Below are 23,434 nucleotides of genomic sequence, written 5' to 3' on the forward strand. Positions count from 1 at the left end.
CGGTATGGAGATTGATAAGAATCTGAAAGGACATGCACTGGCATTTACGGCCAACGTGATGTGGGGATTAATGTCCCCTATCGGCAAATCGGCATTGGCAGAGTTCTCGGCACTTTCGGTAACCACCTTTCGCATGGTAGGGGCGGCAGCAGCTTTCTGGATACTTTCCGCTTTCTGTAAACAAGAGCAGGTAGGACACCGTGACATGCTGAAAATTTTCTTCGCTTCTCTGTTCGCCCTTGTTTTCAATCAGGGAATATTTATATTCGGCTTGTCTCTCACTTCTCCGATAGACGCATCTATCGTAACAACGACTTCACCTATCATCACCATGATTGTGGCAGCTATCTATCTGAAAGAACCGGTTACAAACAAAAAGGTATTGGGAATTTTCATTGGAGCAATGGGAGCATTGATCTTGATTTTAAGCAGTCAGGCGACAAACGCAGGAGGAGGAAGCATCTGGGGAGACTTACTTTGTATGATCGCCCAACTCAGCTTCTCTATCTACCTGACCGTATTCAAAGGATTATCCCAACGCTATTCGGCCATCACAATCAATAAGTGGATGTTTATTTATGCATCTATATGCTATATTCCTTTTTCTTATCAGGATATAGCGGGCATCGAGTGGAACAGTATTTCGACCGCTGCCATTTATCAGGTACTTTATGTGGTACTATGCGGAAGCTTCATTGCTTACATCTGCATCATGACTGCACAAAAACTGATGCGCCCTACAGTAGTAAGTATGTATAACTATGTGCAACCCATTGTTGCTTCCATAGCGGCGATCTTAATGGGAATCGGAAGCTTCGGCTGGGAAAAAGGAGTTGCGATTGCATTGGTATTTCTTGGAGTCTACTTTGTGACTCAAAGTAAATCGAAGGCAGATTTGGAAGGTGTATCATAACTCACCACAGATTACACAGATTTACACAAAATGATTTTAATCTACTGACAACCAATAATAATTATCTGTGTAATCTGTGGTGAATACGAATTTTGACACCTCTTCATCGTTATTTCAGATCTTCGAAATAAGTATCGAGTAAGCTCTTGGCAGCAACAAAAGAGGTGAGATTTCCCTTGAGCACCTGTTGCTCCTTTTCTTGTAACATCGATTCAATCTTGGCATTGTGATAAAAGCTGTCACGTAACTGTTCATTGATGCTCTCATACATCCAGTATTTGCTTTGTTCGTTACGACGATATTCAAAATAGCCATTACCTTTCACAAAATCGATGTACTCGTACACCATATCCCATATTTCCTTTACTCCAAGATTATAGAATCCCGAATAAGTAAGTACACGCGGTGTCCATCCGGAATCCGGAGCCGGGAAAAGATGTAAAGCGTTACGGAATTGCGCAGCCGCCAACTTGGCTTTGTCAATGTTATTGCCATCAGCTTTATTTATCACAATACCGTCAGCCATCTCCATAATCCCTCTTTTGATACCCTGTAGTTCATCTCCCGTACCGGCCAACTGAATCAACAGGAAAAAATCGACCATTGAATGAACTGCCGTCTCACTTTGTCCCACTCCTACCGTCTCCACAAAGATCTTATCGAACCCTGCAGCTTCACATAGAATAATCGTTTCACGAGTCTTACGGGCCACTCCTCCCAACGAACCGGCAGAGGGGCTGGGGCGTATAAATGATTTAGGATGTACAGAAAGCTGCTCCATACGGGTTTTATCACCCAAAATACTTCCTTTGCTGCGTTCACTACTCGGATCAATAGCCAAAACAGCTAACTTTCCTCCTTTTTCAAGAACGTGTAACCCAAAGACATCAATCGAAGTACTTTTACCGGCTCCCGGCACACCACTGATACCTACACGAATCGAATTACCGGAATAAGGCAGACATCTTTCAATGACCTCCTGTGCGGTAGCCTGATGTTCGGGACGCACACTTTCCACTAAAGTTACAGCCTGACTCAGAATCGTCACATCCCCTTTGACAATGCCCTCCACAAACTCATTAACCGACAACTGGCGCTTTTTTACTTTTCGCTTCAGATAGGGATTTACAGATGACGGTTGTTCAATGCCTGCATTCACAACCAAACCTTTATATGCTTCGTTATTTTCAGGATGTTCCATGGCAGATATTAATTATGTGATTCGTTACTCGTAGCTTTTACATCGATCTCCACTTTCGGCTGTACCGGATCATTGGTGATCATCAGAATTCGCAAGTGTCTCTTCTTCTTTCCAAGGTTCTTTTTCAAGACAGTCACTCTCAGGCGGGTACTTTCGCCCGGCTGTAGTATAGTTTTCTTCAAAGCAACACCTACCGCAGGATTGAATACTTGCAGTTTACTGATCTGCAAAGGAGACTTACCTGTGTTAGTGATAACAATGTCATGTCGGGCTTTGTTTTTCTTAACCAAAACCCGGCTTAAATCAATCTTGGATTCGGACAGACGAATAGCAGGAGCTAAAGCTTTATCTTGCTCGGTCATTCCTGAAAAGTCAGGAAGAAGTATTGCTGACACGGGGATTTCATTTTCCTCACTCACTTTATCACCGGCAAAGCGAGCCAGATAAACAGAAGACTGAGTCAAACCTAAATCCATCAGTTGTTTGGTATCAAGTGTCAGGGTAATGGTTCCTTTCTTACCTTTCAAAAGGACGGTAGGATTAGTTTCCATTTTCAGATAAGGCGGAAGGTGCATCAATACAGGTTCGTATGGACGATCGGAAAGATTGACTACCCCCAACGTAATGACCGGTTTTTCTCCGCTGTGTACATCAGGAAAATCTATATCTGTACGGTCAATCCGGATTTGTCCGATTGCATAGGGATGGGTTTTAGTAAAATCCTTGATCTCCTGAACCACCTCTCCATCGAAGTTCAGATAAACCAAATCAGGCTGCGCATTGCTGTAAATGCCGATCGATTTATTGAAATGCCCCAACGCTTTTGCATCAAACGTAGCACTAACCGTTCCTTTTTCTCCGGGAGCAATCGGAGTTTTCGTCCAGTTAGCAACCGAACAGGCACAAGAGGTAGTAACATTAGTCAGTACCAAAGGTTTATCACCTGTATTGGTAATAGTATACTCTACAGAAACCGGACGCTTCCATTCAATCTGTCCGAAATGATGGGTCTCCTTATTAGAAGAGATACGAGGTTGAGCTACAGCCGATAAAGTAATAGTAAGTAAAGTAAATATGAAGAGTAAACTACGTTTCATTCGTTCCTATTTTATTATTGTTAGTTGTTTAAAGTACAAAAATAGGAGTTTTCGTCGAGAATCTGCCACTGATTACATATTTTTAAGCACAGGACATAGTGGCTTTACTCAAAAAAACAGGGGCTGCATCAAAACTCACCACAGAGGACACAGAGTAACACAGAGACGATTTTAGGTTGTTGATTATCAATAAAAAGACTCTGTGTTACTCCGTGGTGAAAAAAATTTCGACACACCCTCCTGAAAATATTTAATTTTATTTATTGAGATATGTTACAGCGAAACGAAGCTGAGTGGGCTGCATATTCGGGTGCATATGCACTCTGAATAGTAGCAATTCCTGTTTCGTAACTTCCTGCACGATCGACACGGTAACTATACTCTAAAACATAAGTTCCTTTATTCAAGGTATCGAAAAAGAAATCAGTTGAAGCATCTTTTACTGCTACATAACAACCGACATCACCAACATTGCGATATCCTGACAGGACTTCAATCGGTTCGAGACAGGCAGCGCGCTGGTCTTTCAACTGTATAAAATCCATCGTACGGTCAAGACGGACAGTCAGACGAACGACCACTTTATCACCAACCTTTAACTGAGTCTTACCAATAATCGGTTGCAACTGACGATTGTTATGAGCAATCGTTTCCACATATAATTTCTTATCTACATCCAGACCGCTCCCTTGGCGAACTACTTTATCAAGACTCTCTTCGAACTGTGCATATACTGCTCCCCAGGCAATACCCGGATCTCGTTTTTCAACAATAATCTCAGCGGCATCTACGGTCTTTCTGTCCGTAAAAGTCTTTTTGATATAACCTAACCCCGGAACAGTCGTCTTAGCAGGACTTACCGTTTCCAACACTTCATTGCCAAGAACAATACGGACATCTCCTTGATTATCCAGTAAATTAGTTCCATTGTAAAGCAGGGCATAAACAGCATCTGCAGTAGCTACCGGAGAATCCCATTGCTGGGTCTGTTTCTGCTTTAAAAGCCACATTTTCATTTCTTCAACAACCTGTGCATCCTCTCCCACTCGTTCAAAAGCTTCCATTACATCCACATGGGCAGGTACTTTCAGGTTATTCCAAGTATATGGACTGTCGGCTGTATCAAAAAACATACCCTGGTCATCTGTCCGAGTGAGATATTCTTTAAGGGATGCCATAAACTCCTGAGCCTCTTTCACCTTGCCTACTTTCTGCAAGATAATGGCCGACCAAGCTTTTTCGGTTACAGACTGCTGAGACAATGACGGAGCTACTCTCGAAAGGAAATAGGTATATGCTTCTTTCATGGATGCCGGCACTTTTTCGTCAGAAATAGCAACCAGATAGAGATACTTTAATGAACTTCGTGAAATTCCTTGTGATTTACTGCCGTTTTTTTCGGCTTCACAAATAGAACGATATTCCTGTAAGGCCTCTTTATGAAGATAGTTGAAAGCCGACCGTTGCATATTCAAGGCTGCGCCTTCCAATGGTTTTCCTGTAAGCAGGGCTATACGTGCATTCTGCTCCACAATAAAATCGGTAACAAAAAGACTACCGTCCATTCCTTTATACCAACTCCACGAACCATCAGGTAATTGGAGTTCCTGTAGTTTCAGTAAGGCTGCTGCATTATTATTACGGATATTATTCAAATCGAATAGAGTGGCAATGCGTTCTTTTTGTTCGCTTTCCGAGGTAGCTTCCATCACCCAGGGAGATTCGGAAAGAAGGATATTCTTCACTTCCTGATTCTTTTGCAAATTACTCAGGAAAGTTTCTTTGGTGCCTCCCCCGAGTTTCCAACTGTCAAAAATAGCTCGAATACGTGGTTGGGCATTCATTATGTAAGAGGCCATTGTGTTGGCATACCAGGAAGTAGCCCATGAAATGGCATCATCATTTCTGGGTTGCGACAGCGCTGGCAATGCTTGTACGGCATACCAAGCCGGATTGGCAGTAAACTCAACGGTTAAACGCCGGTTGGTTGCAGTCTTGCTATGATGATTGAAAAGGTCTGCTAAAGAGAAAGTACGCGTTTGTTCACCACGGACAGGCATAGGCAAGGTCTCTGTCAGATTCTCTTTATTGCTGAGAACCGGAAGCAGGTGTTGTTCACCATCGCTGAAATTGCCTCCTTCGGCTATCATCCGGCATCCCAGAACTTCATATTTATCAGTAACCGTAAACAGGAAATCCACCCCGACAGTCTGTCCGGGCCCGGCATTAAATTTCTTTTGCTGGGTAGATATCACCTGATCCGTCATAGGATTGAAAAGCACAAGTTTCACTGTACCCGACATGCTTTTACCTGTGAGATTGCTGACAGAAGCAGCGATGGAAGTATGGTCTCCCACCCGGACAAACCGCGGCAGATTTGGGGTAAGCATAAACTCTTTACTGGTAACAGCAGTAGCGTTTATCTGACCCGTCATCATATTCTGTGTGTGGGCATAACCACGGAAATTCCAGGTCGTAAGGCTTTGCGGCATACGGAAAGAGAAGCTGACCTCACCCTGAGCATTGGTATGAAGTTGCGGATAGAAAAAAGCTGTTTCAGCAAAGTTGGTACGTAACTCTATATCTGCAGCCCCATTCACAGCCGGATGATCTGCCTGATTTACAGCCCCCGCATCTTGTGAAACAGAAATCAACTCGGATTCAAAAAGGACATCGTCTGCGGCCTCGCTTTTCATTTGTTGTTTCATAGCTCCCATTCCACGCATACGAGCATAACGGGTAACCGGAGCGGCGTCATTGGTTATCGACAACACCTCGGGAACAGCATATCCGACAGGAGGTAATACAAAATGATCGTAACTGAAAGAAGGTACTTTCAAACTACGCTGACGGAAACCAAAATAGAAATAGTTCGAATCTGCATAGTCCCTCCTCCAATGGGAAACAGGAACGGAAAGATGATAATATAACTGCAGAGACTGGTCAGCTTTCCAGATTTTATCCAGTGAAGCATCGTACATGGTAGCCAACATCTCGGCCAAAACCGGTGATTCTTGCGGATTCCGGATCGTCAGCTTCCATTCCTCTTCCTGTCCGGGACGTAATTTGTCACGGAATACATCCCAGCGTATATTCAAAGTATAATCGGGCAAACGCTTTGTCAGACTTACTTCCTGTTCGTAAACTATTCCTTTACGAACAAATGCAAAAGTAATGCCCAAACCATTTCCATAAGCTTCCCGATAAGGATACTCAAAACGGACAAGCGAATCGGACAAATGAAGAAGTTTGCTCTCCAGATGCTTGTTACCACTGAATACATCCATAAGTACATAAGCATCCTTTTCGGAAGTTCCAAAGTAGAACAGTGCAGGATGTTCTGCATCAAACCGGGTATTTACCTCATAATACCATAAAGGCATGGACACCGGTGGACGTTTATCATTCAAAGCGAAAAGGATCACAACCTTTTCCGTTTCTGCTTTACGCCCCTGGGCATCCGTCACAGAAGCTACAAGTTTATAAGCACCGGAAGGTAGTGTTTTCCAGTCGGACAATAACGTCTCTTCATTGGATCTGAACGAACCTGAAAGGATTGCCTGAGCAGAAACTTTCTGATCTTTCACAGCTTTGGATTCCTCATAACCTGAAATAGAGAACAATTGGTAACTACCTTCGACGGCAACCGGTTTACGTTCCAGATTATTTACCTGAAAAGTAGCTTTTATGGAATCGTCTTTACAGATAAGTCCGTTTATATCGGCAAATAGCAGCAAGGAAGTCTTTCCGGCCCGCAGGCTGATTTCCGAAGTCTGCGTTTCGCCCGCAACATTCGTGACCGAGACCTGTACTTTATAGTCATAATAGGAAGAAGTGTCATCACCATCGTCAAGGTCGGAGCCTGAAGTATCGGGTTTCAGGTCAACAGGGAGCTCAAAATTTCCATCTGCCCCCAGACGCACGGTGTCAGAAGCCAATATGACGGGATTCACTCCCCACATCCGCCAGGAACAAAGGGAGCGGGTTATGGTATAAGTAACCGGAATATCCTGTAAAGGCACACCGCTGAAAGTCTTCACATTCCCTTTCAATTCGACACGGTCTCCTAAACGATAACTTTCAGTCACCGGCTCAAATGTAATGTCAAATGTAGGACGTTTATAATCTTCCACCCTAATGGTACGGAAACCGTTTTGAGTATTCAGGCTGAAAATGCCGTTCAAACAAACGGATGGTAATACGAATTCAGCAGTAAAAGAACCGAAATCACCGGTACGCAACTTCTTTGTACCCACTTCCTGCCCATTGGCATCCGTAAGTGTCAATGTATATTCTCTCCCGGCAAGCACATGGGCAGAATCCGGGTATTGTTCATAGGCAATTCCTTTCACATATACAGTTTGTCCCGGACGGTAAAGAGAACGATCGGTAAGCAAAGTTACGGCAGAAACCGGCTTTGTATCATCTGTAAAGTTATAATTCCCACCCCATAAATAGATTTGAGGCATAGCCGTATCGGCTCCTTTGGCAGCCGTCAGGTATCTGTACTCTCCTGATGAAGCAAACTGTGCTTTCCCGTCAGCATTAGTGGTAGCGGTCAGAAGCTGTTTGTTCTGTCGGTCGAAGACTGAAAGCAGAACCCCCTCTATAGGCTTCCCACTCATATCATCGAGTACAGCTACCTCACTTAGCTTGGAAGGCAAAGAGCGGGTCAGCACTTTGAAGCGGGTGGAAGACAGAAACTTCGCAGAATTAGAACGAACCTCAGCATCCGGAACAATACGAAGGGCATAGAGGCCTGTTTCAGGAGCTTTCATATGAAATATAGAGTCTTGCATTTTATAGTCACCAGACGGGAAAAGGACATAATGCACCGACGAAAGCAAGCGCCCATATTTCTTCAAGAATGTTTCATCAGGTACTTCCACCGCATTGGGGCGAGCCGGCAAATTGATCGCATACAACTGAACTGCAAAACTCTTCAGATTCTTAAAACTGACTTTCAAGTCGAATTCCTCACCGGGATAAACCGCTGACGGGGTCTGCACTGTAAAATCCGGGCTCAGGATATCCTGCTTCAGCTCTTTCAAGGCATTAATACGGTGATAAGCCGGATAGCGGGAAATAGCCTCATCACACAATTGCAATCCGGAAGCAGGTACGCCAGCATTCACCGCCTCCTGGGCCTTAAGTAAATAAACCTCGGCACAAATGTCACGTGACTGGTTCTTGGCAATCAGTTTATTCAATGCTGCCAGATAAGGATCTTGCGTCAGCCCGATTCTACCTTCGGGAGCATGATAAGGACGAAAACCGGGATCGGTGCGCCTTTTCCACTGCAAATAATCCAAGTTAGTAAGCAACAGAGCGTCCGGATTATCGGTCCGGCGATATGAATCCATCATGTGTCGATAAATCCCTTCGATACGTGCATTTATCAGAGAATCACTGCCCAACCCGGATAAACTCTCTAATGAAGCAATGGCACGGGAAGCTAAGAGATGATACATATCATGATGATAATAATCACTTGTTACCCCCAGCTCGACAAAAGGAATGTAACTTCGGGATGAAGTATCGAGCAGTAACAGGGAATCCTGAAACGTTACGGCTGTTTCTGACATCACTTTCGTTACAAACTGATTTTTACTCCACTCCCGAATATCATTCGAGGGAGTCACTTCCTCCAAATCTGTACGGCGGTTTAGTTTCCAACGATTTTGAGAAGCATAATCGGCATACATACTGCCGATAAGCGAATGCAGAACCGCGCGGTCCAGTGGCTTATCCGTAGTTTTCACCCACTGCTCTAATCCGTTCAACGACACATAGAAACTATCCGGAGTGATCTCTTCCCTGAATCTCATCTGCCAGACATAGGCTTTCAGCATTTGAGGAGAGTTCTTCTCAATTTCAGCTTTCTTATAAATTTCGCCGGTCAACCGGACGATAGTCTCGGGCAAGCTTTTCTGTTGGGCCTGCTCCACTTGCTTCCATAACTTATCGTATGATTGGGCATGTGTCCATGAGGACATTCCCATAGAAAGTAACACGATAATACAAATCAGTCTAATCTTCATATCTTAAAAGTTTAAGTATCAATACATAATTAACAAAGTAACAAAATAAAGTTTAAAGATTTGTTCTTTTTCTTATAAAAAAAGAGAACAGATCGGGCATATTTCCATAATCAGCAAGAGTAGTATTAATGTATTTTAACACAAAACTAAAAACGACAAGACTTTTTTAGTTAACTTTGTAATCACAACCATTAATCTAATCACAAACCAACACACAACATCTTATGAAAAACAGACATTACTTGAAGTATATGCTGGCGATTACCGCATTATTATTCAATGGAGAAGCAATCTACTCACAAACCCATCCGATAGAAAGTTATCTGAAAGCGGCAGGAGACCATGCAACCATTTATAATGGTGAAATAGAATTTACGTACAGTCTTGCTCAATACGAAAATCTCCCTTATTTTCAAAGTGACGAATTTACTTCCGGAGAGATCATCTTCAGAGGTAACCGGTATCCGGGTCTGGCCCTTCACCTGGATTTGTACAAAGACCAACTTTCGGCTCTGAATCCCGGTAGCCGCCATAGCATTATTATTAATAACGAAGGAATCGAACAGGTAAAACTACACAATGCTACATTCATCTACTTCCGTCCAACGTCAAATACAAATCTGGACAAAGGATTTTACGAATTACTGCACAATGGAAAAGAATTGAGACTATTGGCACGCAAAAAATATTATATTGCTCATATCAGTGCGGAAAAAATAATAAAAACCGGCAAACACCAGACTGAATATTTCACGTACAAAGCAAAATATTATCTGGAGTACAACGGAGTATATTATTCCGTCAGTAACAAAAAGACGTTTGCCAGGATCTTTCCGGAACAGCGTAAACTGATAAGCCACTATGTACGAAAACAGAAGCTAAACTTCCGTCATGATACTGACGCCTCCCTGACAGCCCTTACAAACTATTGTGAAGAATTGATAGCCCCCAAACAGACACGATGAAAAAGAATACATACCTATGGATGCTGCCCCTGTTATTCTGGTGGCCGCAACAAGCAGTGGCACAACAGCCGCTCTCACTTCCTGCCGACAGTATGACCATTGATACCCTACTGGAATCAATGGAGAAAAATACATCCTACAGAATTTATACTACCATTGATACCTCCTTCAAGGTATTGGTAAGAGGAAGGACTACGCCTTTACGGCAGTTGAAAGAAGCACTGGCACCGACACCCTATAAACTATCGGTATATGGGAACATTTTATTCGTGCTGAAAGAACAGGAACTTATCACACTATTGCCTCCCACACTGACAGGCGAACCGGAAAAAGATGAAGGTTACTATGGGGATGTATATACTTATCTGAGAGACGAACCGGAAAAAGCATCTTCAGAAAACAAAGTATATAATGTAGGAGATGTACGGATCAAACAACGGCCCCGGAAAGCGACACTCAAAGGGCAAGTGACTAACTTTAAAACCGGTGAGCCCATGATCGGTATCAACTTGATTTTAAAGGACCCATGGATAGCGACAATAACAGACGCAAAGGGTAACTTTACCCTTGAGCTTCCTACCGGACATAAGCAATTGGACATAAAAGGACTGAATGTAAAAGATACACGACGTCAAATCATGCTTTTCAGTGACGGAACACTCAATATAGAATTGGAAGAGAGTGCACATATGCTGGACGAAGTAACCATTACTTCCGGACGCATACAGAATGTAAAGAGCACACAGCTGGGAGCTGAGACTTTGCGCCCTACACAACTGAAAAATATCCCAATGGCTTTGGGGGAAGTGGACATTCTGAAGATGGTACAAGCCTTGCCGGGAGTAAAAACAGTAGGTGAAGCTTCAAGCGGATTCAACGTACGTGGTGGAGCTACCGACCAAAACCTGATTTTACTTAATGACGGAACCATTTATAACCCCAACCACTTATTTGGCTTCTTCGCCGCTTTCAATTCGGACATGGTGAAAGAGGCCGAAATATATAAAAGCAGTATCCCCGCACAATATGGCGGACGTATCTCATCTATTCTGGATATCACCGGCAAAGAGGCCAATAAAGAAAAATTTACAGGTTCGGCGGGTATCGGACTGGTGACAAGCAAGCTGAATCTGGAGATTCCGGTCATCAAAGACAGGACATCTGTCTTACTAAGCGGACGTACTACATATTCCGACTGGATTATGAAACAACTTCCGGAAAAAAGCGGTTACAAAGACGGCACCGCCGGTTTTTATGATCTGGGCGCCATTGTGGCACATAAGTTCAACGATAAACACAACCTTAATATCTACGGATATTATAGCCATGACCGCTTTGCTTTCAACTCAAACGAAAAATACGGTTACAACAACCTTAATGCCTCAGCACGATGGAGGGCTGTATTTAATGAGAGACTGGTGGGATATTTCTCGGCCGGATACGATCACTACGACTACAATAACCGGGAGACGGTCAATGCTTCAAGCGCATATAAGCTATCGTTTGACATTAATCAATATTTCGTTAAGGCAGATTTTACAAACAAACTGACCGGTAATAATACATTAAACTTTGGTTTTAAATCAATGCTGTACAATATCAATTCGGGAACTTACGAACCGAAAGGAAGTGAATCACTGGTGAAAAAGGATGCTTTGCAAAAAGATAAAGCTCTGGAAACAGCGTTCTATTTGGGTGATGAATGGGAAATCACTCCAAAACTGTCAGTCAACGCAGGAATCCGCTATTCACTATTCAATGCGTTAGGGCCACGTTCGTATTATAAATATGAACCGGGTACACTCCCACATGAATCGACTATAACAGATACTATCATTGCCGGAACAGGAAAGGTGATGAAAACCTATCACGGACCCGAATTCCGGCTATCCGCACGATACTCCTTCACGGATGATTTTTCAATTAAAGCAGGATTTAACTCGATGCGGCAATATATACATAAACTGTCGAATACTGTCATCATGTCGCCAACCGACACATGGAAACTGAGTGATGTCAACATTAAACCTCAAAAAGGTTGGCAAGCTGCGGCAGGACTTTACCTGAATTCTCCGAACGGTATCTGGGAATACTCAGTGGAAGGTTATTATAAGCGGATGTCCGACTATCTGGACTATCGCGGAGGAGCCAAACTGCTAATGAACCACCATATTGAAACTGATGTTATCAACACGCAGGGACATGCCTACGGTGTGGAACTGCAGGTAAAAAAACAGGTTGGAAAACTGAACGGTTGGATGAGTTATACCTATTCGCGTACATTCTTGAGGCAGAATGACAAACGGATCGAAAAACCGGTAAACAACGGTGACTGGTATCCTACGGAATATGATAAGCCTCATGATTTCAAGTTTGTAGGTAACTACAAATTTACGCACCGCTACAGTATGTCAATCAATGTGGACTACAGCACGGGACGTCCGACAACCATTCCTGCCGGACAATATTATGATGAGTCGACACAATCGATGCGGGCTTATTACACGGAACGAAACTCATACCGTATACCGGACTACTTTCGTACAGACATCTCTTTCAATATAGAGCCCAGCCATCACCTGACGTTACTAACGCATAGTTCTATTTCTATCGGAATATACAACGTCACCGGAAGAAAAAATGTTTATTCCGTTTATTATGTGTCGGAAGAAGGTCAGATAAAGGGGTACCAGATGTCTATCTTCGGAGTGCCGATTCCTTTCATTACATATAACATAAAATTCTAACACCATGTTGAAATCAAAATATATTATCTATCTATTGCTGCTCTGCCTGACAGGTTGTGTCTCCGAATTTAACGCACAACTTCCCACTTCCGACGAAGAACTGTTGGTAGTGACCGGCGACATCATTGCCAATACGGAAGTCGTTTTTTCATTGAGTAAAAGTGTCCCACTGTCCGAAGAATTCCCGGAAAACTATCGAGACATTGAGGCCAAAATCATTGTAACCGGTAGTGACGGCTATCAGAGTAATCCCGGTAAGGCTCTCGGAGAAGGCAAATATCAAATCAGCATCGGGGAATTACAGAACAACGTATCTTATGGAGTAGAAATAGAATATAATGGAGAGATTTATATCTCTTCTCCCTCCGAACCGATGGAAACCCCTGAAATAGACAGTGTTTCATGGATACAGCCTGTAAAAGAACAACCACTGACCATCCGGGTATCTACACATGGTGATCCCGGAAAAACCCAATATTACATGTGGAATTACAAAGAAGACTGGGAAATTAGAGCTAATTACATGACAACTTGTTACTTCGATCCGGAAACAAACCGCATTTACGAGGACAGCAGTTACCCTACCTTCTATTGCTGGAAAAAAGAATTATCCAGAAATATATTGATCAGTTCAACCCAATCACTGAAAGAGAACCGGATCATAAACAATAAGCTGTTTGAAGCACCGGTAAAAGGAGATAGATTTACAGTGTTATACAGTGTACTGGTACAACAACGGACACTGAGTAAAGCAGGGTATGAATATTATCTGAATGTACAACAACAAAATGAAGACATGGGAGGAATCTTTACTCCACAACCTTCCGAAGTTCAGGGAAATCTCAGTTGTACCACTCAGCCTGAGCGAAGAGCCATCGGCTATGTCGGGGTTTATAAAAACATAGTCGAAAAGAGAATCTATATTCGCCCCAATGACATAGAACGTCCTCCCCGATACACAGATTGCGAAGAACTGACGGACGATGATCTGAACGAAATGGGCTACAACACCTATCTGACAAGATATCTGGCTGGCTATCGTCCTGTCGGAACAGGTACACACATCGATAACTGGACGCTGCAAAGATGCACAGAATGTGAATATAACGGAGGAAATAAAAACAAACCTTCGTTCTGGCCCAACGATCACCAATAACTTAAAAAGAAAGGAGACAATCATGAAACGAATCTTCACACTATATTTCTTTGCATTGTTTTGTCTGATTTCACAGGCACAGGAAGAACTATACGAACGGGTGTATGTACATACGGACAAAACGTGCTATCTGGCCGGCGAAGAAGTTTGGATCAAGTTTTATACCACTGACACTCACTTCCAACCATCTTTTTTCAGCAAAGTGGGATACGTAGAAATATCAAATGCCGAACGCCCGCAGGCCCAGTTAAAATTAGCACTTGACAATGGCAGCGGTTCGGGAAAAATAAAGATTCCAGCTGATGTTCCTTCAGGTATTTACGAGTTAAGCGGATATACACAATATATGAGAAATGAAGGGGAAAAAATCTTTTTTCGAAAGCAGATTGCCATAATCAACACTTTCCGGATTGCGGAATCTGACCCAATAACATTAGCCGATTCTACGGAAACATACCCGAAAGAAGTACCGGCTATGAACGGAAACATTCGTATAAACACTTCCCGGCCGTCGTATAGTATGCGCCAACCTGTAGAATTGACCATTAATGGCCTGCCCGAAGAAGTATCCGACCTTATCGTTTCGGTAAGCCGTAATGATTCACTGGTCATACTTCCACATCACGAAGAATCTGTCTGGAGACAGCAAGTTACCAGTACGCCCGGCACATTCTCCGGTCAATGGGTACCGGAATATGAAGGACATATCATCCGCGGACAAATACAAACTCCCGAAGGAGAAACACTGAAACAGATACAGAATAAACATGTGTCAGCAGACATCGCTTTTGTAGGTAAAGATATCCGGTATGTACAAGGACAAGTAGACGTTGAAGGGAATGCACGATTCTACACAAGCAATATATTTGGAATCAATGACATAGTGGCTGCCGCATGGGGAGCTAATGGAGAATCTTACCAAATGAATATTTTATCGCCTTTCTGTGAGAATCTGCCGAAAAATCTCCCCCCACTTAAACTCTATCGAAATAAGAAACGATTATTGGAAAGAAGCATAGGCATACAGCTACAACAAGTTGTCATGCTCGATTCTCTTGACCATGGTATCCCTCTGCAATCTTGTTACGGGCTCCAACCTTATCTGAACTACAATCTGGATGAATACACAAGATTCAGCACGATGACAGAAACCTTTGTAGAATTTGTACGTAGCGTGATAATACGCAAAGTGAATGGTAAGCGCAGGCTAAAAGTACTCAAAGAGGGAGAAAAAAGATTCAATGTCGGAAATACATTAGTGTTATTGGATGGTGTTCCTATTCACGATCACGAAGATATTCTGAAGTATAACCCCAAATTGGTGAAAAAAATCGATATCTATAATGGCCGCTATGCTTTTAGCGGTGAAACATTCGAATGTATGATTTCCCTGACCACGCAAAAAGGAAACCTGCCTTCCATACAGTTAAGTGACGACTCGCAACTGACAGTATATGAATGTCCTCAATTGCCCGTTGCATTCAGCATGCCCGAGTACAAAAACGAGGTTGACAGAAAATCGCGCAAACCGGATTTCCGGCATACATTATACTGGAACCCCTCCGTAAAAACAGAAAAGGGAAAAGCTACCACACTCCTTTTTTACACATCCGACCTTGAAGGAGAATTTAAAGTAGTGGTGGAAGGCTTTACGCACCAAGGAGAAGCAATCCGAGGTGAAGCGAGTTTTCGGGTTGGAGAATGACCCTCGCAGTCCAATGGGTGAAGTAACTCCCCAATAAAAAAAGTGGGGAACACTTTTACTTAGTGTATCCCCACTTCATCATTTCATTTCTGCCGGCTTCTCTTAAACATCTTTCCAGCAGATGCATTACTACTTTTTTCATTGCTTCAAATACTAATAATAATTACCTTAATTAATAAACACACATCGAAAACTTAAAGGGGAAAACGCTTAAAGCGTTACATATCCCCAGATGTTAGGATTGGCATTTGCCAAATTCTTTAATAAACTTCTTACAATCTTCATAATCTTTTTACCTAAAAAAACTGTTACCTAAAAGCTATGTTATCCTAATTCTTATATTTTACAACACAAAAGTAGGACCTAAATAGGTACGTTGTACTCAAAAAAGGAAGAAAAATGTGTTTTAAAACATATTTCTTGATATATATCAAGAAAATCGGTTTCTATTGGCAATCATATGACAAAACCGGACATAAATAAAGTCAGAAAGGCAGGTTGCCATTGACAATTCTGCATTCGGATGACAAGTCGTCATGAAACAGGAAAACAAAAAGAGATCCTTAAAAAAGAAGAGAGGCAAACGCTTGTAACGCTTGCCTCTCATTCGTATATTCACAGATGAACCTTTATTTAATCGGTGTCTGTTCTAATGTAGCAACCAGAAAATCATAGAATTTCTGCACAGTCGGAATCAAGGCTCTTTCATCAGGAGAGTGCGGTGAACGCAGTGTAGGACCAAATGAAATCATATCCAGTCCAGGAATAATAGCCCCAATGATACCGCATTCCAACCCGGCATGAATAACTTTCACTTCCGGCTCTGTACCAAACTGCTTTTTATAAGATTCTTTCATTGCATGCAGAATCGGAGAATCGATGTCGGGTTGCCATCCGGAATATCCTCCCGTCATCTCCACTTTCATACCTGCCATAGAAAAGCAACATTCAAGGCTGGTAGTCAGACATTCTTTCATGCTGTCGCTGGAACTACGTGCCAGAATCTTGAAAGAAGCTTTTCCACCACCAATATTAATTATTGCCAGATTTGAAGAGGTTTCTACTGTATCGGGAATTGTAGGAATCATTCGCATCACACCATTCTGACAAGCAAAAATAGCATCGATCAGATTATCCTGAATCTCTTCAGGTACTTCTCCTGCAGGCAGTTCTACCCGCTCGGCAGTGAAGCTGATAGGAGTTTCGATTGCTTTATACTCTTCATTGAAAATATCTTCGCAATACTTCACTAAACCCAATAGTTCTTCTTCATTTTCAGCGGGGATAGTTACTACTGCATGGGCTTCACGAGGAATGGCATTACGCATATTTCCACCTTCCCAAGTTGCCAGACGAGCTTCATAACTTGCTACAGCTTCACGCATAAAACGTACCAGTAATTTGTTGGCATTGGCACGTCCCTGATTGATTTCCAGTCCGGAATGACCGCCACGAAGACCTTTCAAGCTTACCTTAATGGCAATATCACCATCTTCCGGAGCCACTTCCTTATACTCAAGAGATGCGGTAACGTCCATACCACCGGCACAGCCGATGTAAAGTTCACCTTCGTCTTCAGAATCGAGATTTAGCAGTATTTCTCCATTCACAGTACCCGGTTTCAGACCAAAAGCACCAAACATGCCTGTTTCTTCATCCTTTGTAATCAAAGCTTCCAACGGTCCGTGTTTCAGATTCTGATCTTCAAGAACAGCCATGATAGCAGCTACTCCCAAACCATTATCGGCTCCAAGTGTAGTACCTTTAGCTTTCACCCATTCACCATCTATATAAGTTTCAATCGGATCTTTCTCAAAATCGTGAACAGTATCATTGTTTTTCTGTGGTACCATATCCATATGTGCCTGAAGGATTACTCCTTTTCTATTTTCCATCCCCGGAGTAGCAGGTTTACGGATAATCACATTGCCGGCATCGTCTACAAAGGTTTCCAGACCGAGACCTTTACCAAAATTTACCAGAAACCCGGTTATTTTTTCCATATGTCCCGACGGACGCGGAATCTGTGTCAAAGAATAGAAGTGTTTCCACACATTTTGTGGAGCTAAATCAAGAATTGTGCTCATAAATGAATTATTTATAGGTTTTAAATCAATTTCTAAAGGTCAAAGCTACTAAAAAGAATGGAAAAGAAAGAATTACCGAAAGAAATTCAAATAAAAAAAGTTCAAAAACCGGATTTACAGATTAAATATGTATAGCAATAACACACATATTGTTTTAAGTCAGCAAAGCGCATTTCCTGAAACACAATTGTTATCAGCAAATATTATTTTCGTCGGAGAAAGGAGATAGCCGCCAACCCGTAAATGCCTAATAAAACGACCAATAAGGTTTGAATGCCGTGGACGATCAATGCAAATATTCCGGCATCTGTCGCATTTACCCCATAAAGCATCATCATGGTGATCACTGCAAAATGCCACGGACCGGCCCCATTCGGAGTAGGAACAATTACGGCAAATGTTCCTCCGACAAACATGACCAATGCAGCAAGCAGTCCCAAATGTGCCGTAAAAGCAAAACAATAGAAAGTAAAATAAAAATGGAGAAAATAGCTGAGCCAAATCAAAAAGCTATAAAGCAGGAAAAGCGGAAGATTTTTCACATTCCGCAGTGACATAATGCCTTCACAAACATTCAGTACAACTCCTTTCACTTTTTCGAAAAAAGAAAGGGTACGAACCAGATAATAAAATAGAACAATAACCCCGATTCCACAAAACAGAATAATATAGAACCAAACAGATGTAAGTAAATGCATCAATGAAGGAATCTTCGTACCGGTTTGTTCAAGAAAGGTGACAAATACAGGCATTTGCAACAAAACCGTGACACCGGTAATCAAAAGAATAGTCAGTGTATCTACCAAACGTTCGGTTACCACAGTTCCTAAAGATTTAGCAAAGGAAACATCATCGTATTTTGCAAGTATCCCACACCGGCTCACTTCTCCTACCCTCGGTACCACCAAACTGGCTGCATACGAAATAAAAATGGCGTCAACACAATCCCTTCTTCGGGGAAATACTCCCAAAGGTTCCAGCGTCTGACGCCAACGCCAACCACGAAACACTTGTGCCGATATGCCGAAAAGAAGTGAAAAAGCCATCCACCACCAGTTTGTGCCGTGTTGCAAAACCTCCGCGGCTTTTACAAAATCGAAGTCACGATAGACCCAATATAAGATAAAGCCTCCCAAAACCAATGGTAAGATAAGTTTCAGCGCCTTTTTTATTAGTTTCTTCATCCCTAATTCTTTATTCTTCATTTAAAAGAATTACCTTTGTCAGCTGCAAAAGTAGTTATTTAGTTGATAAATGAAATTAGTAAAGCCTAAAAAGTTTCTCGGACAACACTTCCTGAAAGACCTGAAAGTGGCACAGGACATTGCCGATACAGTAGATACATTCCCCGATTTACCGATTTTGGAAGTTGGACCGGGAATGGGTGTGCTCACTCAGTTTCTTGTTAAAAAAGAACGGTTGGTAAAAGTTGTAGAGGTAGACTACGAATCAGTAGCCTATTTGCGAGAAGCCTATCCGTCATTGGAAGACAACATCATTGAGGATGACTTCCTGAAAATGAACCTGCAACGCTTATTTGACGGACATCCGTTCGTATTAACCGGAAACTATCCATATAACATATCCAGCCAGATATTTTTCAAAATGTTGGATAACAAAGACTTGATTCCTTGCTGTACAGGAATGATCCAAAAAGAAGTAGCCGAACGCATTGCGGCCGGGCCGGGCAGTAAAACGTATGGCATTCTCAGCGTTCTGATACAAGCCTGGTATCATGTAGAATATCTTTTCACTGTAAGTGAACATGTGTTCAATCCACCTCCAAAAGTGAAGAGTGCAGTCATACGAATGACACGCAACGAAGTACAAGATCTTGGTTGTGATCCGAAACTATTCAAACAGGTAGTGAAAACAACTTTCAACCAGCGTCGAAAGACATTACGAAACTCCATCAAACCGATCTTGGGTAAAGATTGCCCGTTGACAGAAGACGTTCTATTCAACAAACGTCCTGAGCAACTCTCGGTACAGGAGTTTATAGACCTGACAAACCAGGTGGAGCAAGCACTGAAATCTCCGATAAAAACAACTTCTCCAAAAGAAAGCCAAAATCGGGAAGCCGGATTATCGGACTGAACAAACATAGTTAGGAAACGTAGTATACTAAACGTGTCTTCCTCGATTTACAGGAAGCAGGTAAGGATGCAATTATGAACGAAGAATACATTGACAACGTAAAAGAACTTATCGGAGAAAAAGATGCCGATAAAGTAAAAGAGCTTCTTATTGATCTACACCCTGCCGATATAGCAGAGTTATGTAACGAATTGAATCCGGAAGAAGCCCGCTTCGTCTATCGATTACTTGATAATGAAACTGCCGCGGACGTACTTGTAGAAATGGACGAGGATGTTCGTAAAGAGTTTCTTGACATCCTGCCATCAGAAACCATTGCCAAACGTTTCGTTGACTATATGGATACGGACGATGCCGTAGATTTGATGCGCGAACTGGATGAAGACAAGCAGGAAGAAGTACTTTCGCACATTGAAGACATCGAACAGGCAGGAGACATTGTCGACCTGTTGAAATATGACGAGAATACCGCCGGTGGTCTGATGGGTACGGAAATGGTAACAGTCAACGAAAACTGGAGTATGCCCGAATGCCTGAAAGAGATGCGTCAACAGGCAGAAGAACTTGATGACATCTACTATGTGTACGTGATAGACGATGACGAACGTCTCCGCGGAATATTTCCACTGAAAAAGATGATTACGTCACCCTCTGTATCCAAAGTAAAACATGTGATGCAGAAAGACCCAATCTCCGTACACGCAGATACACCTATCGATGAAGTGGCACAAATTATCGAAAAGTATGACTTGGTTGCTATCCCCGTTCTCGACAGCATCGGTCGGCTGGTAGGACAGATTACCGTCGACGATGTCATGGACGAGGTTCGTGAACAATCGGAGCGCGACTATCAATTGGCATCCGGTCTCTCGCAGGATGTAGAAACAGACGACAATGTACTTCGTCAGACTACAGCCCGCTTGCCCTGGCTATTAATCGGTATGATTGGTGGCATAGGTAACTCTATGATATTGGGTAATTTTGATTCTACTTTCGCCGCACATCCCGAGATGGCTCTTTACATACCGTTAATTGGAGGTACGGGTGGAAATGTGGGAACTCAATCATCGGCACTCGTCGTACAAGGCTTGGCAAACAGTTCTCTCGATGCTAAAAACACGTTCAAGCAAGTCAGCAAAGAAGCTGTAGTTGCCTTGATTAATGCCACAATCATCTCTTTACTGGTATATACCTATAATTTCATTCGTTTCGGTGCGACGGCCACTGTTACTTATTCGGTATCCATCAGCCTGTTTTCAGTAGTGATGTTTGCCTCCATCTTCGGTACTCTGGTTCCAATGACGCTGGAAAAGATGAAAATAGATCCTGCCATAGCTACAGGACCGTTTATTGCCATAACAAATGACATCATTGGTATGATGATGTACATGGGAATTACGGTGTTATTATCGTAAAAAACGGCTATAATGAAAAAAAATAAAGGAAAATAGTATGAAGTAATCATTTTATTTCATTAATTTGTGACCTAATGGATTTAAAGACAAATCCTGTTTTCCTAAAAACGAATATACAATGATGGACTCTCATGACACTAACCAACCTTTAAAACAAGGGGAATTAGAAGAAGAAAAAAAAGCAGTTGAGGTTTCTGAAGAGATTACAGAAACTCCGGCTGAAGAAACGATTGCTGAAAAATCAACCGAATCAGGTTCAAAACTGAACACAAAAGAAGAAGTGCTGTCCCGATTAAAAGAAGTTGCCCAAGATGCTGAAAATGCAAGTAAACAGGAACTGGATGGTTTGAAGCAGACTTTCTATAAAATTCATAATGCCGAACTCGAGGCTGCGAAAAAGTTATTCGTAGAAAATGGTGGTGCCGAAGATGAATTTATTGCACAGCCTAACGGCGTAGAAGAAGAATTCAAAAATTTAATGGCAGCCATCAAAGAGAAGAGAAGTGCTTTGGCTGCTGAGATTGAAAAACAGAAAGAAGAGAATCTTCAGGTCAAGCTGTCGATTATCGAAGAATTAAAAGAACTGGTGGAATCACCCGATGACGCCAATAAATCCTACAATGAATTTAAAAAGCTACAGCAACAGTGGAATGAAGTAAAGCTGGTACCACAGGCTAAAGTAAACGAGTTGTGGAAGAATTATCAACTGTATGTCGAGAAGTTCTACGATATATTAAAACTGAATAATGAATTCAGGGAATATGATTTCAAGAAGAACTTGGAAATCAAGACACACCTTTGTGAGGCTGCAGAGAAACTGGCTGACGAACAAGATGTAGTCTCCGCTTTCCATCAATTACAGAAACTACATCAAGAGTTCCGCGATACCGGCCCGGTTGCCAAAGAATTGCGTGACGAAATATGGAACCGCTTCAAAGCAGCCTCTACGGCTGTTAATCGTCGCCATCAGCAACATTTTGAAGCGCTAAAAGAGAGCGAACAACATAATCTGGATCAGAAAACAGTTATTTGCGAAATAGTAGAAGCAATCGAATTCGATCAACTGAAAACATTTGCTGCATGGGAAACTAAGACGCAAGAAGTAATCGCCCTGCAAAACAAATGGAAAACAATCGGTTTCGCTCCACAAAAAATGAACGTGAAGATCTTTGAGCGTTTCCGTAAAGCTTGCGATGAGTTCTTCAAGAAGAAAGGAGAATTTTTCAAATCTCTGAAAGAGGGCATGAATGCCAATCTGGAAAAGAAAAAAGCATTATGCGAAAAGGCAGAGGCACTGAAAGATAGTACCGATTGGAAAGAAACAGCCGAAATCCTGACTAAACTACAAAAAGAATGGAAAACAATCGGTCCTGTTTCCAAAAAATATTCGGATGCAGTCTGGAAACGTTTCATCACTGCATGTGATTACTTCTTTGAACAAAAGGGCAAAGCCACCTCTTCCCAACGTTCTGTAGAACAAGAAAACCTGGAAAAGAAAAAAGCAATCATAGCCCAATTAACCTCAATTGACGAAACAACAGACGCTGATGAAGCAAGCAAAGAAGTTCGTGAATTGATGAAAGAATGGAATAACATCGGCCATGTTCCTTTCAAAGAGAAAGATAAGCTTTATAAGCAATATCACGGTTTGATTGACCAGCTTTTCGACCGATTCAATATCAGTGCATCGAACAAGAAACTGAGTAATTTCAAATCTTCTATCGGTAATATTCAAAGTGGAGGTTCGCAATCTCTTTACCGTGAACGTGAAAAATTGGTTCGCACGTACGAGAATATGAAAAGTGAGCTCCAGACCTATGAAAACAACTTGGGCTTCCTCACTACCTCTTCCAAAAAGGGAAACAGCCTTTTGACCGAAATCAACCGTAAGGTAGAAAAGCTCAAAGCTGATCTGGAATTAGTATTGCAGAAAATAAAGGTAATTGATGAATCAATCAAAGAAGAATAAAAGAAAATAATTTTAAGTTTTATGTAAAGCGAATCTGAGAG

The 23,434-nt window shown here is 42.2% G+C and carries 13 protein-coding genes; 8 read left to right on the forward strand and 5 right to left on the reverse strand.

Annotation, left to right across the window (positions count from 1 at the left end; genetic code table 11):
• Positions 1 to 4 precede the first annotated feature (4 nt).
• A complete protein-coding gene (locus tag KO473_RS12300) occupies positions 5 to 913 on the forward strand; it encodes a DMT family transporter (RefSeq protein ID WP_122130265.1) in 909 nt (302 codons plus the stop codon).
• 109 nt (positions 914 to 1,022) lie between these two features.
• Here KO473_RS12300 and meaB read toward each other — a convergent pair whose 3' ends face one another.
• From meaB to KO473_RS12315, 3 genes are all read right to left on the reverse strand, one after another.
• Entirely contained in the window at positions 1,023 to 2,114 is a 1,092-nt protein-coding gene (gene meaB, locus KO473_RS12305; RefSeq protein WP_005775499.1) for a methylmalonyl Co-A mutase-associated GTPase MeaB, read from the reverse strand.
• An 8-nt stretch (positions 2,115 to 2,122) separates the two neighbouring features.
• Positions 2,123 to 3,211: a DUF1573 domain-containing protein gene (locus KO473_RS12310; protein WP_122130266.1), complete on the reverse strand. Its 1,089-nt coding sequence runs from the start codon at positions 3,209 to 3,211 to the stop codon at positions 2,123 to 2,125.
• Positions 3,212 to 3,471: 260 nt separating this feature from the next.
• The gene (locus KO473_RS12315) at positions 3,472 to 9,252 is read right to left on the reverse strand and encodes an alpha-2-macroglobulin family protein (RefSeq protein WP_122130267.1); all 5,781 of its coding nucleotides are present in this window, start codon (positions 9,250 to 9,252) and stop codon (positions 3,472 to 3,474) included.
• A gap of 224 nt (positions 9,253 to 9,476) precedes the next feature.
• Between KO473_RS12315 and KO473_RS12320 the strand changes: the two genes are divergently transcribed.
• The 4 genes from KO473_RS12320 to KO473_RS12335 are packed head-to-tail and all read left to right on the forward strand — an operon-like array spanning position 9,477 to position 15,825.
• Positions 9,477 to 10,217 (forward strand): hypothetical protein, encoded by a 741-nt coding sequence (locus KO473_RS12320; protein ID WP_122130268.1) that lies wholly within the window; start codon positions 9,477 to 9,479, stop codon positions 10,215 to 10,217.
• On the forward strand, positions 10,214 to 12,964 hold the full coding sequence (locus tag KO473_RS12325; protein ID WP_216035122.1) for a TonB-dependent receptor domain-containing protein: 2,751 nt from the start codon (positions 10,214 to 10,216) through the stop codon (positions 12,962 to 12,964). Before KO473_RS12320 ends, KO473_RS12325 begins: the two co-directional genes overlap by 4 nt.
• A gap of 4 nt (positions 12,965 to 12,968) precedes the next feature.
• On the forward strand, positions 12,969 to 14,120 hold the full coding sequence (locus tag KO473_RS12330) for a DUF4249 domain-containing protein (RefSeq protein ID WP_122130270.1): 1,152 nt from the start codon (positions 12,969 to 12,971) through the stop codon (positions 14,118 to 14,120).
• A 22-nt stretch (positions 14,121 to 14,142) separates the two neighbouring features.
• The gene (locus KO473_RS12335) at positions 14,143 to 15,825 is read left to right on the forward strand and encodes a hypothetical protein (protein ID WP_122130271.1); all 1,683 of its coding nucleotides are present in this window, start codon (positions 14,143 to 14,145) and stop codon (positions 15,823 to 15,825) included.
• Positions 15,826 to 16,454: 629 nt separating this feature from the next.
• On the opposite strand, the gene KO473_RS12340 is transcribed toward KO473_RS12335, so the two are convergent.
• Positions 16,455 to 17,912, reverse strand: coding sequence for an aminoacyl-histidine dipeptidase (locus KO473_RS12340; protein WP_122130272.1), 1,458 nt, complete (start codon positions 17,910 to 17,912; stop codon positions 16,455 to 16,457).
• 203 nt (positions 17,913 to 18,115) lie between these two features.
• Positions 18,116 to 19,096 (reverse strand): lysylphosphatidylglycerol synthase transmembrane domain-containing protein, encoded by a 981-nt coding sequence (locus tag KO473_RS12345; protein ID WP_181996026.1) that lies wholly within the window; start codon positions 19,094 to 19,096, stop codon positions 18,116 to 18,118.
• A 70-nt stretch (positions 19,097 to 19,166) separates the two neighbouring features.
• Here KO473_RS12345 and rsmA point away from each other — a divergent pair, with 70 nt between their 5' ends.
• The 3 genes from rsmA (at position 19,167) to KO473_RS12360 (ending at position 23,393) form a co-directional block, all read left to right on the forward strand.
• On the forward strand, positions 19,167 to 20,009 hold the full coding sequence (gene rsmA / locus KO473_RS12350) for a 16S rRNA (adenine(1518)-N(6)/adenine(1519)-N(6))-dimethyltransferase RsmA (RefSeq protein ID WP_122130274.1): 843 nt from the start codon (positions 19,167 to 19,169) through the stop codon (positions 20,007 to 20,009).
• A 74-nt stretch (positions 20,010 to 20,083) separates the two neighbouring features.
• Positions 20,084 to 21,424: a magnesium transporter gene (mgtE, locus tag KO473_RS12355; protein ID WP_122130275.1), complete on the forward strand. Its 1,341-nt coding sequence runs from the start codon at positions 20,084 to 20,086 to the stop codon at positions 21,422 to 21,424.
• Positions 21,425 to 21,542: 118 nt separating this feature from the next.
• On the forward strand, positions 21,543 to 23,393 hold the full coding sequence (locus tag KO473_RS12360) for a DUF349 domain-containing protein (RefSeq protein ID WP_122130276.1): 1,851 nt from the start codon (positions 21,543 to 21,545) through the stop codon (positions 23,391 to 23,393).
• Positions 23,394 to 23,434: the final 41 nt, after the last annotated feature.

The sequence above is a fragment of the Bacteroides sp. HF-4919 genome, from assembly GCF_018860125.1.